The organism is Sphingomonas colocasiae (genome assembly GCF_019880585.1).
Taxonomy (GTDB): Bacteria; Pseudomonadota; Alphaproteobacteria; order Sphingomonadales; family Sphingomonadaceae; genus Sphingobium_A; species Sphingobium_A colocasiae.
In genome coordinates this window covers 1-15,150 of sequence record NZ_JAINVV010000014.1, presented here as the reverse complement: position 1 = coordinate 15,150, position 15,150 = coordinate 1, and the positions used below count along the sequence as shown (strand labels likewise).

Genomic DNA, 15,150 nt, shown 5'->3' with positions numbered 1-15,150 from the left:
CGAAAGTCACGTGCTGACGCGCGTCAGCCGATGATCCCGACCTTGCGTCCGGCGGCCGCGAACATGCCGAGAATCTGGTCGACCTGTTCGCTGCTATGTTCCGCACAGAGCGAGCAGCGCAGCAGCGTCATGTTCGCCGGCGTCGCGGGCGGGCGGGCGAGATTGACGTAGAGTCCTTCGGCCAGCAGCGCTTCCCACATCGCCGCGCCACGCTCCAGATCGGGCATGATCACCGCGATGATCGCGGATTGCGGTTCGTCGGTGCCGAGCGTGAAGCCCAATGCCTTGAGCCCGCCATGCAGCTTGCGGCTGTTTTCCCACAGATGCGCGCGCTTGTTCGATCCATGCATCAGCTTGCGGATCGACGTGGCGGCGGTCGCGACCACGCTGGGCGGCAGCGAGGCGGTAAAGACATAGGGGCGGCAGACCAGCCGCAATATCTCGAACTTGGGATGATTGGAGACGCAGAAGCCGCCGACCGTGCCGACGCTCTTGGAGAATGTGCCGATCACGAAATCGACCTGGTCGAGCACGCCCTGATCCTCGGCGACGCCGCGGCCATTGGGGCCGATGAAACCCATCGAATGCGCCTCGTCGACCAGTATCATCGCGCCCGCTTCCTTGGAGACGCGGATCATCTCCTTGAGCGGCGCGACATCGCCCAGCATCGAATAGACGCCCTCGAGCACGACCAGCTTGCCGGCTTCGGGCGGCAGCCGCTTCAGCCGCTTTTCCAGCGCCTCGATATCATTGTGGCGGAAGGCGACGATCTCGGCATCGCCCATCTTGCACCCGTCATAGATCGATGCATGGCTGTCGATGTCGAGGATGATATAGTCGCCCTTGCCGGCGATGGTGGAGATGATGCCGAGATTGGCCTGATAGCCGGTCGAAAAGACCATGGCATGGTCCATCGCGTAGAAGTCCTTGAGCGCCTGCTCGACGTCGCGGTGGCCCTGATAGGTGCCGTTGAGCACGCGGCTGCCGGTGGTGCCGGATCCGAATTCCTCCAGCGCCTTCTTGCCGGCGGCGATGACGTCGTCGTCGAACGTCATGCCCATATAGTTGTAGGTGCCGAGCAATATGGTCTCGCGGCCGTTGCAGATCGCGACGGTCGGCGACTTCACTTCCTCCATGACGAGGCTGAACGGATCCTTCACGCCGGTCGCGAGCAGCGCCTCGCGCTGCTGGATCAGCGGGTCGAATTTGGAGAAGAGGTCGGTCATCTCTTGAATCCCGTCATGCCGGCAGGTGCCGGAGTCGCTTTGCATCAGGAATCGATGCCCCGGCGGCGGCGGTCACGAAACCGGCGCGCCATCGGGGCAACGCACAGGGTGATCAGGCCTTCAGCTTGCCCACCGCATCGACGAGCTGGCCGACAGTCTCGATCTCGGCCTGCATGTTCATGGTGATGACGATATCGAATTCGTCCTCTACCGCCGCGACGAAATCCATCACGGTCAGGCTGTCCCATTCAAGGTCGCCGGCGAAGGTCGTGGTCTCGGCCAGATCGATCCCCTTCTTGTTGAAGGGCGCGATCTGCGCCGCGACGATATCGAAAATCTGCTGTCTGTCGCTCATCTGGAATCCTTAATCGCGCCTGGCCCGAATGCCAATGGATTGCGGCGGAAAGGCGGCATTTCCGTCGCTTGTAAAGGGCAAAGCGGCCATGCCATAGTTCGGGCCATGGGGAATATGGGCGCAGAGGAGGAACCGGGGGCCAAGCGGGCCTTTTCGCCCAATGCGATCCACCTGATCCGCACCGCCCAGCAACTGACCCTGCAACTGAGCCAGATGGCCGATCAGAAGGCGTCGATCCTGATGGGCGCGACCTTCGTGGTCTTCACCATCTCCGTGGGCCAGGCGCGCAGCGGCACTTTCTCGATCCCCCTGATGCTGCTGGCTTTTTTCTCCTTCGTCTCCGCGATGCTCGCGGTGTTCGCGGTACTGCCTTCGGTATCCGGCAAGCCCAAGGGCAAGGCCAATATCCTGTTCTTCGGGGTCTTCACGCAGCTTGACGAGGATGAATTCGCCGATCGTGTGATCGATGCACTGGATGATGACGAGCGGATCTATCGGCTGATGCTGCGGGATATCCATCAGAACGGGCAGGTGCTGCAGGCCAAGAAATACCGCTATCTCGGCCTTGCCTATCGCACCTTTCTGGTGGGGCTGACCGTGACCTTCTTGAGTTTCATCCTGGTCGTCTATCTCGGCTGGAAACCCATCTAGTCGGGGATTTCGGCCAGCGCCTTCAGATATTTCTCGGCCTCGTTCGCCTTCAGCCGCACCCAGAGCGGCTTGTGGTCGGAAATCTGCCAGGTCCGCCATTCATCCGCATAATAGGTCGGCAGCTTCTCGGCGGAGACGGAACGGCCTTCCTTAGTGGCGGCCGCATGATCCTTGTAGTCGCCGAAATCCTCGGACCTGAAGATGCTCTCGTAAATCTCGAAGATGCCGGCGTTGCGCGCGCCCGCGCCGCCGCCGTCGATATAGTCGATCACGGAAGGGTCGGCGAGAAAGGCGATCTGATCGTAATATTTGGTGCGATCGAGATTGCTGGGTGCATCCAGCTTGCGCGGCGTCCTGAAGCCATGCGCCTTCAACGCCTGCATCGTCTCGTGTTCGGGATGGACGATGTTGAAATCTCCGAGCAGGATCATTGCCCGTCCGCCCTTCTTCGCGTTCAGCTTCGCCAGGTCGGCGAGATATTTGGCGATGCGGTCTATTTCCTGGATGCGTTCCTGCAAGGCCGCGCCCGAGGTTTCACCATAATAGATGTGCACGGTGCAGATATCGAATTTGAACCAGCCCGACTGGAATCGCGCCATGAATGGCGTGCGCCGGAATTGCTTGCCCTTGAACAGCGCCTCGTCGCTGCCGGCTGTAGCACCCGTCACCAGCATCTTGCTGGGCAGCACGATCTCGCCCGCGATCTTCTGGAACCATACCTTGCGCTTGTCGAATGCGTAGAGCAGCCGTTCGCCATTGCCGCCGAGCTTGGCATGGGTAACGTCGGTGGCGATGAAATCCCAGTTGGGCCCCAGGATGTCCATGATCCTGTCCCAGTCGTCGAGTTCGTTGACTTCCTGCACCGCGACGAAATCGAAGCGCGAGATGATCTCGGCGATGTAGAAGAAGCTTTCCGGCAGCCGCTTGCCATGGCCCCAGCCATCAACCTTGCCGAGATCGCGGATATTCCAGGTCGCGAGGAGCAGGTTGCGCTCGCTGTCCTTGTCCGGAATGTCGCGGTCGAGCTGGGCGATCAGTCGCTGGAGATGTGCAACCACCCGCGTCCTGTCGGCGGCGGCAATGCGGGTCTTGAGCAGGCTGTATTGCGGCATGGTCGAACCTCGCCGTGGTCAGGAAGAGTGTCAGCTTCCCGCCGGTTTCATAGCGCCATGACGTGCGCCGTCCAGTGCCGATGCATCCGATCCTGCCTGATCTCAGCCCAGCCAGCCGGCGCGGCGATACCATGCTGCGGTCGTCTTCAGGCCGCCGCGCGTGTTGACATGCGGTTCCCAGAGCGTGGCGGGCGGGCGCCTGGACGGATCGACCGTCCAGTCCGGATGGCAGAAATAGTCGACCCGGTCGGGCGTCAGCTTGGCGCGTGACCGGCGAAAGAGCTTGTCCAGCCGCGCCGCCGTCTTGAGCAGCGCCTTGGGGGTGGCGAAGGTGGTGACGCGCTTGTCGACCGCCCAGCCGATCGCGCGGGCGAAGCCCTCATGCGTCCAGCCATCGGGCGCGCCGTCATCGGCTTCGTAGATCTCCGCGATCGATCCGCGATCCGCGACCAATGCCAGCAACAGCCGCGCGAGATCGCTCACTTCGATGACGGAAAGCTTGCCGCCGGGCGGCAGCAGCATCAGGCCACGGCGCGCCATGCGGAACAGGTCGAGCATCTCGGTATCGCCCGGCCCATAGATCGCGGGCGGACGCACCATCGTCCAGTCGAGCCCGCTGGCGGCCAGCGCATCCTCGGCGCGCGCCTTGGACCAGCCATAGTCGGAGAGCTGCGGTTCGCGCGCGGCGAGCGACGAGACATGGATGAAGCGGCGGACGCCCGCCGCCTTCGCGGCATTCGCCACCGCCAGCGTGCCGCCGACATTGCATGCCTCGAATGCCGCGCGGTTGGCGCCGTTCACCATGCCGGCGACATGGATCACCGCGTCGGCGCCGTCGACCAGCCGGCCGAGCGCGGCGGGATCGTCGAGCGCGCCGTCGATCCAGGTCACGCCGGTGCGGGGATCCTGCGGCTTGCGGACCAGCGCGCGCACCTGATGGCCCTGATCGAGCGCGAGGCGGAGGAGGGTCTTGCCGACGAAACCCGTCGCGCCGGTGATGGCGAGCACGCTCACAGCAGGACCATATGGTCGCAATGGATCAGCGCGGCGCGGGGGGCATAGCCCAGGATCGCCGCCAGCCGGTCCGATCGCTGGCCGACGATGCGCGCGGCGTCCGCCGCGTCATATTCCGCCAGGCCGCGCGCCAGCGCCCGGCCGTCCGGTCCGAGCACGTCGATCACGTCGCCACGCTGGAATATGCCCGAAACCTCCGTCGCGCCGGCCGGCAACAGGCTCTTGCCCTTGGCGAGCGCGGCGGCGGCGCCGGCATCGACCTGGATACTGCCCGTCACGCGCAGCCGCCCGGCCAGCCAGGCCTTGCGCGCGCGTTTCGCGCGTTCGGGCAGGAACACGGTGCCGTGCCCGGTCTCGATAAACCGCGACAAGGCATGATCGTGATGGCCGGATGCGATGGCGAGCGTGGTGCCCGCCGAATTGGCGATCTGCGCCGCCTGCAGCTTGGAGATCATGCCGCCCGATCCCATGCCCGAAGCGGTGCCGCCATCGGCCATCGCGAAGATGGCGGCGTCGATGCGCTCGACGCGCTCGACGAAGCGGGCCTCAGGGTCGCGCTGGGGATTGGCGGTGTAGAGGCCGTCGATATCGGACAGCAACAGCACGCCCTGCGCACCGGCGGCTTGCCCGACGCGCGCGGCGAGCCGATCATTGTCGCCGAAACGGATCTCGGCGGTCGCGACCGAATCATTCTCGTTGATGACGGGAACGACGCGCAGGCTCAGCAACCGGTCGAGCGTCGCGCTGGCGTTGAGATAACGGCGCCTGTCTTCCAGATCGTCGAGGGTCAGCAGCATCTGCGCGGCGACCAGATCGTGGCTCGCCAGCAGGTCCGACCAGGCTTGCGACAATGCGATCTGCCCGGTCGCGGCGGCGGCCTGCGCGTCCTCCAGGCTGGCGCGTCCGCCCTTGGGCAGTTTCAGCCGGCGCGCGCCGAGCGCGATCGCGCCCGATGAGACGATCGCGACCTGCTGGCCCGCGGCGTGCGCCGCTGCGATGTCGGCGACGAGCGTCGCCAGCCAGTCGCGCCTGATGGTGCCGTCGGGTGCCACCAGCAGCGCCGAACCGACCTTGACGATCAGGCGTGGGCAGGCCGCGGGGGAAAGGGGATTGTCGTTGCGAACGACGCTCAGACCGGCGACCATTCCCCGTCTCCCCCTTCGTCTTCGCTCTCGGCGGCGGCGGCCGGGGTGATGGCGGCGATCAGCCGGTCGAGCACCGCATCGAGGCCCTGGCCGCTCGCGCCCGACATCGCCAGCACTTCCGCGCCGCTCTCCTCCGCCAGTTCGGCGGCGAGCGCCTCGGTCAGTTCGTCGTCGAGCGTATCGACCTTGTTGAGCGCGACGATCTCGATCTTGTCGGTCAGGCCGGCGCCGTAATTCTCCAGTTCGTCACGCACGGTGCGATAAGCGGCGGCCGGATCGGGACCATTGGCGTCGACAAGATGGAGCAGCACCTGGCAGCGCTCGATATGGCCCAGGAAGCGATCGCCGATCCCCGCGCCTTCGGCCGCGCCCTCGATCAGGCCCGGAATGTCGGCCACGACGAATTCGCGGTCGCGGTGCCGGACCACGCCCAATTGCGGGCGGGTGGTGGTGAAGGGATAGTCGCCCACCTTTGCCTTGGTGTTGGTGACGGCGTTGATGAAGGTCGATTTGCCGGCATTGGGCAGGCCGACAAGGCCGGCATCGGCCAGCAGCTTCAGCCGCAGCCACACCCAAAGCTCCTCGCCCGGCCAGCCCGTGCCGTGCTGGCGCGGCGCGCGATTGGTCGAGGTCTTGTAGCTGGCATTGCCGCGTCCGCCGTCGCCGCCGCGCAGGAACACGACCTGTTCGCCCGCCTTGGTGAAGTCGGCAAGCACCTCTTCCTTGTCTTCGGACAGGACCTGGGTGCCCACGGGCACGCGGATGACGAGATCCTTGCCGCCCCCGCCGGTGCGGTTGGCGCCGGCGCCGCCCTTGCCGCGCGGCGCCCGGAAATGCTGCGTGTAGCGGAAGTCGATCAGCGTGTTGAGGCCGGGCACGGCTTCGAACACGATGTCGCCGCCCTTGCCGCCGTCGCCGCCGTCGGGGCCGCCATATTCGATATATTTCTCGCGCCGGAAGCTGACGGCACCGGGGCCGCCCGTACCCGAACGGACGAAAATCTTGGCTTGATCCAGAAAATGCATGGCGCGCGTGTTAGACAACACGGGCGCATATTGCACTATTTACTGCGCCGGGCTCTCAATCATCGTGCAGATGCGCCGCCAGCAGCGCGCGCGTCGCCAGGTCGCGCGCCGCGCCGCGCGGCAGGCCGAGCGCCTTGGCCATGGGCGCGCCGAGCAGCGCGTCGCCCAGCGCCATCAGCACCAGATGCAGCGTTTCTTCCTGCAAAGACTGATCCTTGTGCGCATGGTCGCTGGAAATCTTGTCGACCAGCCGCTGGATCGCATCAAGGATGGGATTGAGCGCATCCTCGTTGCCGGTCAGGATCATCCAGCTCGCGAGCGCGCCCGCGCCATTGCGGTCGAACGCGTCGAACGTCATGTCGACCACCTCGCGCGGATCATGGTCTCCGGCGCGCGCGCGGAACACGGCGGCGCCGATTTCGGCGGTCACCGATTCGGCCAGCGATTCGATCAGCGCCTTTTGCAGGCCCGCCGCCGAGCCGAAATGATGGAGCAGATTGGCGTGCGTCCGCCCGATCCGGCCGGCCACCGCTTTCAGCGTAACTGCTTGAGGTCCCGCCTCTATCAGCAGTTCGCGCGCCGCGTTGAGCGCGGCGGCGCGGCTATGCTCGGGGCTCAGTCTCTTTCGCACTATTGACATTTGTGTCAGTAACGTCCAGTTCGATGTCCAAGGAGCTTTGGCATGACCCGCGACAAGACACCCACGGACCTGACGATCACCCCGCGCGACCGCCGTTTTGGACGCGGCATGACGCAACAACGGTGGTGGATGCGCGGCGACCCGATTGCAACGGCTTTCTACAACGCGCTTTCGGTCACATTCCCGCGCGGCGAGGCGTTCTTCGTCGAGAGCGTGCGCGCCTTTCGCGACGGCGTGCCGCCGAAGCTGGAGCGCGAGATCAACGCCTTCATCAAGCAGGAGGTGATGCACAGCCGCGAGCATGTGTCGTTCAACAAGCGCGTCGTCGACGCCGGCTATGATATTGCCCATCTCGAAGATGTCGTCGCCCAGTCGCTGGAGCTCACCAAGGATCGGCCGCAGATCCTGAATCTCGCGGTCACCATGGCACTCGAACATTATACCGCGATCATGGCGCAGAAGATGCTCAAGGAGCCTCGTTATTGGGAGGGCGCCGATCCCGAACTGGTCGCGATGTGGAAGTGGCACGCGATCGAGGAGATCGAGCACAAGGGCGTCGCTTACGACACCTGGCTGCACGCCACGCGCGACTGGTCGCGCTGGAAGCGCTGGAAGGTCAAGACCATCATGATGCTGCTGGTCAGCAAGGAATTCTGGAAGAAGCGCTTCCAGGGCATGCTTTACCTGCTCAAGCAGGACGGCATCGAAGGGCCGCGCGCCGCGATGCGCATCCTGTGGCTCTGGTTTGGCAGCCCCGGCGTCGTCCGCAAGCTGATCCCGTCCTGGTCGGCATTCTTCCTGCCGGGTTTCCACCCCTGGAACCATGACGATCGTTCGCTGATCGCGCTGGCGGACAGCGATTATCCCGACGCCGTGATCCCCAAGGGCGCGGCGCCCGCCTGATCCATCACAATGTCATCCCCGCGAAAGCGGGGATCCAGTGACGTAGAGCGCTACGATCGACATCTTCTGGATTCCCGCGTGCGCGGGAATGACAGGAATGGTTGCCCTCAAAGCGGCGCGCACTGCGCCTCGAGCCAGGCCTTCGGCTCGCCGTCGAGCTGCGGGCCGACCACGGCCAGCACCTTCGCATGATAGCTATCGACCCATTGCCGTTCGGCGGGTGACAGCATCGTGACGTCGATCAGTCGCCGTTCGATCGGGGCGAAGGTGAGCGTTTCGAAACCGAGCATCGGCTTTTCCGCGCCGGGCACGTCGCGATCCTCGACCAGCACCAGATTCTCGATGCGGATGCCGTATTCGCCGGTCTTGTAATAGCCGGGCTCGTTGGACAGGATCATGCCCGCGCGCAGCGGTTCATCGGTGCCGGCCTGGCCGCCCGCCGACATGGCGATGCGCTGCGGCCCTTCATGCACGCCCAGGAAGCTGCCGACGCCATGGCCTGTGCCATGCGCGTAGTCGAGGCCCGCTGCCCACAGATATTGCCGCGCCAGCGTATCGAGCTGGCCGCCGCGCGTGCCCTGCGGAAAGACCGCCATGGCCAGCGCGATGTGCCCCTTGAGCACGCGCGTGAAGCGGTCGCGCATCTCGGCGGTCGGCATGCCGATCGCCACGGTGCGCGTCACATCGGTGGTGCCGTCGCGATACTGGGCGCCTGAATCGACCAGATAGAGCGAGTCGGTCTCGATAGGGCGGTTGGTCTCCTCGCTCACCCGGTAATGGACGACCGCGCCATTGGGGCCGGCGCCCGAAATCGTGTCGAAGGAAAGATCCTCCAGCTTGCCGGTTTCCTTGCGGAACGCTTCCAGCCGGTCGGACGCCGACAATTCGGTCAGCCCGCCTTTGGGCGCTTCCACGGAGATCCAGTGGAGGAAGCGGCTGAGCGCCGCGCCGTCGCGTGCTTGGGCCGCGCGCTGGCCTGCGATCTCGACCTGATTCTTGATCGCCTTCGCCAGCACGGTCGGTTCGCGCAGCGCGACGGCGTCGGCGCCGGCGCGATCGAGGCCGGCGAAGATCGCGGCCACGGCGCGCTCCGGATCGACCACCACCGTCTTGCCGGCCAGTGCCGCGAAATCGCGGGCGAATGCCGCACGGTCATGCACGCGCACCGCATTGCCCAGATGCTGGGCGACATCCTCTGCCATCTTCTCGGGCGCGACGTAGAGATCGGCGGTCGCGTCGCCGTGCACCACGGCATAGGCGAGCGCCACGGGCGTGCGGCTGACATCCTTGCCGCGGATGTTGAAGGTCCAGGCGATCGAGTCGAGCGCCGACAGGATGACGGCGTCCGCCTTGTGCGCATGCAGCCAGTCCGCGATCTCCTGGCGCTTTTCGCCGGCGCCCTTGCCGGTCAGTTCCTGCGGCTGGACGACCAGCCTGGCCGTGCTCGGTTCCGGCCGGTCGGGCCACACCGCATCGACGGGATTGGTGTCGACCGGCACCAGGGTTGCGCCCTTTCTGGCGAGCGCGGCCGATGCCTGTTCGGCCCAGGCGCGGGTGTGCAGCCAGGCGTCATAACCGATCCGCGCGCCCTCGCTTGCATGTTCGCCCAGCCATTGGGCGACGCTGGTTTGCGGCACGCCTACATATTGCCAGTGATTGCCGTCGACCTGCTCGCGCACCTGCAGCGTATAGCGGCCGTCGACGAAGATCGCGGCTTCCTCGGGCAGCACCACGGCCGAGCCGGCCGAACCCTGGAAGCCGGTCAGCCAGGCAAGACGTTGCGCATAATCGCCGACATATTCGCTCATATGCTCGTCGGAAATGGGAACGACGAAGCCGTCGAGCCGGTCGCGCTTCAACTGCTCGCGCAGCGCCTGCAGGCGTGCTTCGTGGGTGGACATGCGGTGATCCTTGATTTCTATTGATGGGCATCAACATAGGGCGATGGCGACCGCCTTGCCACCCGCCGCAACGGGAAATACCGACCATGCGCCTGGCATTCGCCGCCACTCTCTCGATCGCGCTCGCCGCACCCGTTCAAGCCCAGAAAGACACCATGACCGATCCGATCAAGCCCCCCGTCGCCGAGCAGCGGCCGCACAGCTACACCCGCCACGGCGTCACGATCCAGGATCCCTATTTCTGGCTGAAGGATCAGGACTATCCGGAGGTGAACGATGCCGATGTGCTCGATTATGTGAAGGCGGAGAACGCCTATTTCGAGGCGCGGATGAAACCGCGCGCGGCGCTGGTGGAAACGATCTTCCAGGAGATGAAGGGCCGGATCAAGGAGGATGATTCCTCGGTTCCGCAAAAGGACGGCGACTGGCTTTACTGGCTCGCCTACCAGACCGGCGCGCAATATCCCGTCCATTATCGTCGGCCGGTCGCGGGCGGCGCGGACGAAGTGCTGTTCGACGAACCCAGGGAAGCCGAAGGCAAGGAATATTTCCGCCTCGGCATCCTGGAGGTGAGCCCCGATGGCCGGCTGATGGCCTATGGCGCCGACGACAACGGATCCGAACGCTATACGCTGCGCATCCGCGAGATCGCGACCGGACGCGAGCTGGAGACGATCAGCACGCAGGTGAACGGCGATGTCGCCTGGGCCGCGGATTCGAAGAGCCTAGTCTATACCGAGGTGAACGAGCAGTGGCGCGCCTACAAGGCGCTGCACCATGTGCTCGGCGCCGATCCGAAGACCGACACGGTCCTTTACGAGGAACAGGATATCGGCTTCCAGGTCGGCATCGACGAGACGCAGGATCGCCAGTGGATCGTGCTCGCGACCGGCGACAACCAGACCAGCGAAGTGCGGCTGCTGCCCGCGTCGAACCCGCTCGCCGAACCCCTGCTGATCGCGCCGCGCAAGGTGAAGCGCGAATATTCGGTCGATTCGGCGCATGGCAAGCTGTGGATCCTCACCAATGACGACCATGTGAATTTCCGACTGGCGGAGGTCGATCCCGAGGACCCGGGCAATTGGAAAACGGTGATCGCCGGATCGGATCGCGTCTATCTGACCGGCTTCGCCGCCTTCGCGAAACATCTCGTCATTTCCGAACGTGTCGACGGGCTCGATCAGGTCGTGCTCAGAACCTATGACGGCAGGGAAAGCCGGGTTCCGTTCAGCGAGGCGAGCTATTCGGCGGGGCTGTCGAGCAATCCCGAATATGATCCCGACGTCTATCGCCTGTCCTACTCCTCGATGGTGACGCCGCGCACCACCTATGAATATGATCCCGCGACCGGCGGGCTGACGACACTGAAGGTGCAGGAGATCCCGTCGGGCTACGACCCCGGACAGTACGAGACCGAACGACTGATGGTGACGGCGCGCGACGGCGCCAAGGTGCCGGTTTCGGTCGTCTACAAGAAGGGCTTCCGCAAGGACGGCACCGGCAAGCTCTTCCTCTATGCCTATGGCGCGTACGGCTATGCGATCCCGCCCAGCTTCTCGACCGGGCGGCTCTCGCTGCTCGATCGCGGCTATGCCTTCGCCATCGCGCACATCCGGGGCGGCGACGATCTCGGCTATAACTGGTACCTTCAGGGCAAGGCGGAGGCGCGCTGGAACACCTTCCACGATTTCGCCGATGTGGCGAAGGGGCTGATCGCCGCCGATTTCACCAGGGCGGGCAATATCGCGATCAATGGCGGATCGGCGGGCGGCGAGCTGATGGGCGTGGTCGCCAATACCGATCCCGATCTGTGGGGCGCCGTGGTGGCGGACGTGCCATTCGTCGATGTGCTCAACACCATGCTCGACGACAGCCTGCCGCTGACCCCCGGCGAATGGCCCGAATGGGGCAATCCGATCACCGACAAGAAGGCGTTCGAGCTGATCCGCAGCTACAGCCCCTATGACAATGTCGCCGCCAAAGCCTATCCGCCGCTGCTGATCACGGGCGGGCTCAACGATCCGCGCGTGACCTATTGGGAGCCCGCGAAATGGGCGGCCAGGCTGCGCGCGACGAAGACGGACAAGAATGTGCTGCTGCTCAAGACCAATATGGGGGCGGGGCATGGCGGCAAGTCGGGCCGGTTCGACAGTCTGCGCGAGGATGCGGAAACCTACGCCTTCGTGCTCTGGCAGCTCGGCGACGCGGAATAGGGGGCGCAGCCATGGGTTTTTCCTGGTCCGTCACCGCGTCCGCCGACGACATTGACGAGCTTGGCCATGTCAACAATGCCGTCTGGGTTCGCTGGATCCAGGACATCGCGACCGCGCATTGGCGTTATGCGGCGGCGGCCGAGCATGTCGACGCCTATGTCTGGGTCGTCGTCCGCCATGAAATCGACTATATTGGCAATGTCGTCATGGGCGAGGCGGTGACCGCGCGGACCTGGGTGCCCGAATGGCCGCGTGGCGCGCGGTTCGACCGGATGATCGAATTCACCGGCCCCGACGGCAAGGCCAAGGTCCGCGCGAAGACGACCTGGGCCATGATCGACAAGGCGACGGGCCGGATCGGCCGCGTGCCGCGCGAGGTCGCCGCCAATTTCATCGAGGGGGGAAAGGAGTAGAAGCCATGATCATCGTCACCGGCGCCATCCACACCCTGGCCGCGACGCACGGGCCGATGCTCGCCGCCTGCCTCGAACATTGCCGGCGCTCCCGATCCGAATCCGGCTGTATCGCCCACAATGTCCATGTCGATTGCGAGGATCCGTGCCGATTGGTCTTCGTCGAATTCTGGGACGACGAAGCGGCGCTCCGCGCGCATTTCCAGGTTCCGGCCTCACGCGCCTTCGCCGCCTATGCCCGTGCCAATGCGTCCGAACCACCGGAGATCGTGATCCATCGTGCGGAAACGGTGCCGCTTTGAGGTTAAGAAACCTGTTGTCATTCCCGCGCATGCGGGAATCCAGCTTCTTCTTCTTTCTGATGTTTCACGGAAAAGCTGGATTCCCGCGTTCGCGGGAATGACAGAGAGAAGCTTGATCCAGCCCTCGAACCCTCAGGCGTCCAGCGCCTCGAAGATCGCGTGGATCGAATCCGGCGAGGTCGTGAAGCCGAGATGGCCGCAGCCCACCTGCCAGGCGCGATCGCTTTCATGCGGCAGCCCGCGGCTGCACAGCGGCGATACGATGCCGTCATTCTCCGACCACAAGGCGTAGGTCGGCACCGGCGGCTTTTCGGTAAGATTGACGGTAAGCGGCCCCTGATCGACCGGATGACGGTTGATCAGTTCGTAAAGTCGCCAGGCATGGTTGGCGCGCAGATCCCCTGAAAAGGGGCTGCCCATGGTGATTACGCGATCGATGCGGTCGGGCGCGTGCTTTGCATATTCGCGCGCGATCAGGCCGCCGAGACTCCAGCCGATCAGGGCGACGGGCGCGTCGCATTCGCGCTGGATATAGTCGAGCCGGCGGTCGAGCCGTTCGAGAATATCGGCCTTCACGCCGAAATTGCGGCCTTCGCCCCAGCCATAGGTCCTGAAATTCGCGGCTTTCAGCGTCCGGCGCAGCATCACCGTCGATCCGTCCGCCGCCAGGAAGCCGGGGAGCACCATCACCGGGCGGCCTTCGCCGTCATGGTCGGTCGCCATCGCCGGGCCGTAGCGCCAGCCGCGGCGGATCTCGTTCAGCACGCGCATTTCGCCAAGCAGCTTGGCGAACGGCGGCGGCGAGGCCGTAAGAGAGGGCGAAAGCGCGTCCATGACAGTTTTATGACCGAAAAAACTTTCCAAATCGAGTCACGGTTCCGTCACATGAAGGAAATCAATCTGTGATGAAGTTTCGGCCGACTACCGATCGCGCCGCTGCGCCGGGCCGTTGATCGCCGCGATCGGGCCAATCCGGCGGAAAACCGGTTCCATCCTTTCGGCAGATCATTCTAGGATGGGGGCATGAAACTGTTCTTCGATCCGCGCGAACTCGATCACGCGCCCGAGCAGGAGCTGCACAATGGCGGCTTCGTCCCTTATGCCGAGCATCCGGGCCGCGCCCGCAACATGCTGGGCGCGCTGGCCGGCACCGTGGCGCCGGCGGATCGTGGCGAGGCGCCGATTCTGCGCGTGCACGACGCCGCCTATATCGATTTCCTGAAGAACGCCCATGCGCGCTGGATCGCGGCGGGGCGCAGCGGCGACGCGGTGGGCTATACCTGGCCGATCGCGCGCCGGCGGCCGTTGGATCTTGAACGGATCGACGCGCAGCTCGGCCTGTTCAGCTTCGACGCGTCCACCCCGATCACCGCCGATACCTGGGACAGCGTCTATTGGGGCGCGCAGTCGGCACTGGCGGCGACGCATGAGGTGCTTGACGGCGCATCGATCGCCTTTGCGCTGTGCCGGCCGCCGGGGCATCATGCCGGCGCCGACTATCTGGGCGGCTATTGCTACATCAACAATGTTGCGGTCGCTGCGCAGGCGGCACGCGATGCGGGCGTCGCGAAGGTGGCGATCCTCGACATCGACTATCATCACGGCAATGGCACCCAGGACATCTTCTACGATCGCGATGACATATTGTTCGTCTCGATCCACGCCGACCCCGTGACCGACTATCCCTTCTATTGGGGCCATGCCGACGAGCGCGGCGAAGGGACGGGGGAGGGCGCGACGCTCAACCTGCCGCTGCCGCGCGGCACGACGCTGGCGGAATATGAGCCTGCGCTGGAGACCGCGATGGAAGCGATCGCGGCGTTCGGCCCGGATCTGCTGCTGGTCTCGTTCGGTGCGGATACCTTCGAGGAGGATCCGATCTCTCAGTTCAAGCTGAAGACCGAGGATTATCCGGCGCTCGCGCGGCGCATCGCCGCGTCCGGACTACCCCTGGTGGTGGTGATGGAGGGCGGCTACGCCACCGATGCGCTCGGGCGCAATGTCGCGAGTTTCCTCAGCGGGTTTTGATGCGGGAAGAATGAGCCCCTCCCCTTCAGGGGAGGGGTTGGGGTGGGGAACACTTCGCTTCGCGAGCGCTGCCTGACGGCAGCGCACCCACCCCGAACCCCTCCCTTGAAAGGGAGGGGCTGAGATGTTGATTACAGCTTGCCGGTGAGTTCCGGGACAACCTTGAACAGGTCGCCGACCAGGCCGATGTCCGCCACCTGGAAAATCGGCGCGTCCTCGTCC

General features: G+C 64.8%; 15 protein-coding genes. 6 read left to right on the top strand and 9 right to left on the bottom strand.

Annotated elements, in window-relative coordinates:
- Positions 1–23: 23 nt before the first annotated feature.
- Positions 24–1,226 carry a serine palmitoyltransferase gene (gene spt, locus K7G82_RS26765; protein ID WP_222993113.1) on the bottom strand — a complete coding sequence of 401 codons (1,203 nt, stop codon included), beginning with the start codon at positions 1,224–1,226 and terminating at the stop codon, positions 24–26.
- Between the two features lie 112 nt (positions 1,227–1,338).
- Positions 1,339–1,581 carry an acyl carrier protein gene (locus tag K7G82_RS26760; protein WP_222993102.1) on the bottom strand — a complete coding sequence of 81 codons (243 nt, stop codon included), beginning with the start codon at positions 1,579–1,581 and terminating at the stop codon, positions 1,339–1,341.
- 114 nt (positions 1,582–1,695) lie between these two features.
- On the opposite strand from K7G82_RS26760, the gene K7G82_RS26755 reads away from it, so the two are divergent.
- On the top strand, positions 1,696–2,232 hold the full coding sequence (locus tag K7G82_RS26755; protein ID WP_222993101.1) for a Pycsar system effector family protein: 537 nt from the start codon (positions 1,696–1,698) through the stop codon (positions 2,230–2,232).
- On the opposite strand, the gene K7G82_RS26750 is transcribed toward K7G82_RS26755, so the two are convergent.
- From K7G82_RS26750 to K7G82_RS26730, 5 genes are all read right to left on the bottom strand, one after another.
- Positions 2,229–3,344 (bottom strand): endonuclease/exonuclease/phosphatase family protein, encoded by a 1,116-nt coding sequence (locus K7G82_RS26750; RefSeq protein WP_222993099.1) that lies wholly within the window; start codon positions 3,342–3,344, stop codon positions 2,229–2,231. The genes K7G82_RS26755 and K7G82_RS26750 overlap by 4 nt on opposite strands.
- Before the next feature lie 102 nt (positions 3,345–3,446).
- Positions 3,447–4,358, bottom strand: coding sequence for an SDR family oxidoreductase (locus K7G82_RS26745; protein ID WP_222993097.1), 912 nt, complete (start codon positions 4,356–4,358; stop codon positions 3,447–3,449).
- Entirely contained in the window at positions 4,355–5,503 is a 1,149-nt protein-coding gene (gene proB / locus K7G82_RS26740) for a glutamate 5-kinase (protein ID WP_222993095.1), read from the bottom strand. Before proB ends, K7G82_RS26745 begins: the two co-directional genes overlap by 4 nt.
- On the bottom strand, positions 5,488–6,528 hold the full coding sequence (gene obgE / locus K7G82_RS26735) for a GTPase ObgE (protein ID WP_222993093.1): 1,041 nt from the start codon (positions 6,526–6,528) through the stop codon (positions 5,488–5,490). The genes proB and obgE overlap by 16 nt, the downstream gene beginning before the upstream one ends.
- A gap of 55 nt (positions 6,529–6,583) precedes the next feature.
- Positions 6,584–7,168 carry a TetR/AcrR family transcriptional regulator gene (locus K7G82_RS26730; protein WP_222993091.1) on the bottom strand — a complete coding sequence of 195 codons (585 nt, stop codon included), beginning with the start codon at positions 7,166–7,168 and terminating at the stop codon, positions 6,584–6,586.
- Positions 7,169–7,210: 42 nt separating this feature from the next.
- Between K7G82_RS26730 and K7G82_RS26725 the strand changes: the two genes are divergently transcribed.
- Positions 7,211–8,071 (top strand): metal-dependent hydrolase, encoded by an 861-nt coding sequence (locus K7G82_RS26725; RefSeq protein WP_222993089.1) that lies wholly within the window; start codon positions 7,211–7,213, stop codon positions 8,069–8,071.
- Between the two features lie 107 nt (positions 8,072–8,178).
- Here K7G82_RS26725 and K7G82_RS26720 read toward each other — a convergent pair whose 3' ends face one another.
- The gene (locus tag K7G82_RS26720) at positions 8,179–9,972 is read right to left on the bottom strand and encodes an aminopeptidase P family protein (RefSeq protein ID WP_222993087.1); all 1,794 of its coding nucleotides are present in this window, start codon (positions 9,970–9,972) and stop codon (positions 8,179–8,181) included.
- Between the two features lie 155 nt (positions 9,973–10,127).
- Here K7G82_RS26720 and K7G82_RS26715 point away from each other — a divergent pair, with 155 nt between their 5' ends.
- From K7G82_RS26715 to K7G82_RS26705, 3 genes are read left to right on the top strand one after another with little or no spacing between them, the layout of a single operon-like run.
- Positions 10,128–12,185 carry a S9 family peptidase gene (locus tag K7G82_RS26715; protein WP_222993514.1) on the top strand — a complete coding sequence of 686 codons (2,058 nt, stop codon included), beginning with the start codon at positions 10,128–10,130 and terminating at the stop codon, positions 12,183–12,185.
- 11 nt (positions 12,186–12,196) lie between these two features.
- On the top strand, positions 12,197–12,598 hold the full coding sequence (locus K7G82_RS26710) for an acyl-CoA thioesterase (protein WP_222993086.1): 402 nt from the start codon (positions 12,197–12,199) through the stop codon (positions 12,596–12,598).
- A gap of 5 nt (positions 12,599–12,603) precedes the next feature.
- Positions 12,604–12,900, top strand: a complete 297-nt coding sequence (locus tag K7G82_RS26705) for a putative quinol monooxygenase (protein ID WP_222993084.1) — start codon at positions 12,604–12,606, stop codon at positions 12,898–12,900.
- 132 nt (positions 12,901–13,032) lie between these two features.
- Here K7G82_RS26705 and K7G82_RS26700 read toward each other — a convergent pair whose 3' ends face one another.
- Positions 13,033–13,734 carry an esterase/lipase family protein gene (locus K7G82_RS26700; RefSeq protein WP_222993082.1) on the bottom strand — a complete coding sequence of 234 codons (702 nt, stop codon included), beginning with the start codon at positions 13,732–13,734 and terminating at the stop codon, positions 13,033–13,035.
- Positions 13,735–13,923: 189 nt separating this feature from the next.
- Between K7G82_RS26700 and K7G82_RS26695 the strand changes: the two genes are divergently transcribed.
- On the top strand, positions 13,924–14,928 hold the full coding sequence (locus tag K7G82_RS26695) for a histone deacetylase family protein (RefSeq protein WP_222993080.1): 1,005 nt from the start codon (positions 13,924–13,926) through the stop codon (positions 14,926–14,928).
- The last annotated feature ends 222 nt before the right edge of the window (positions 14,929–15,150 follow it).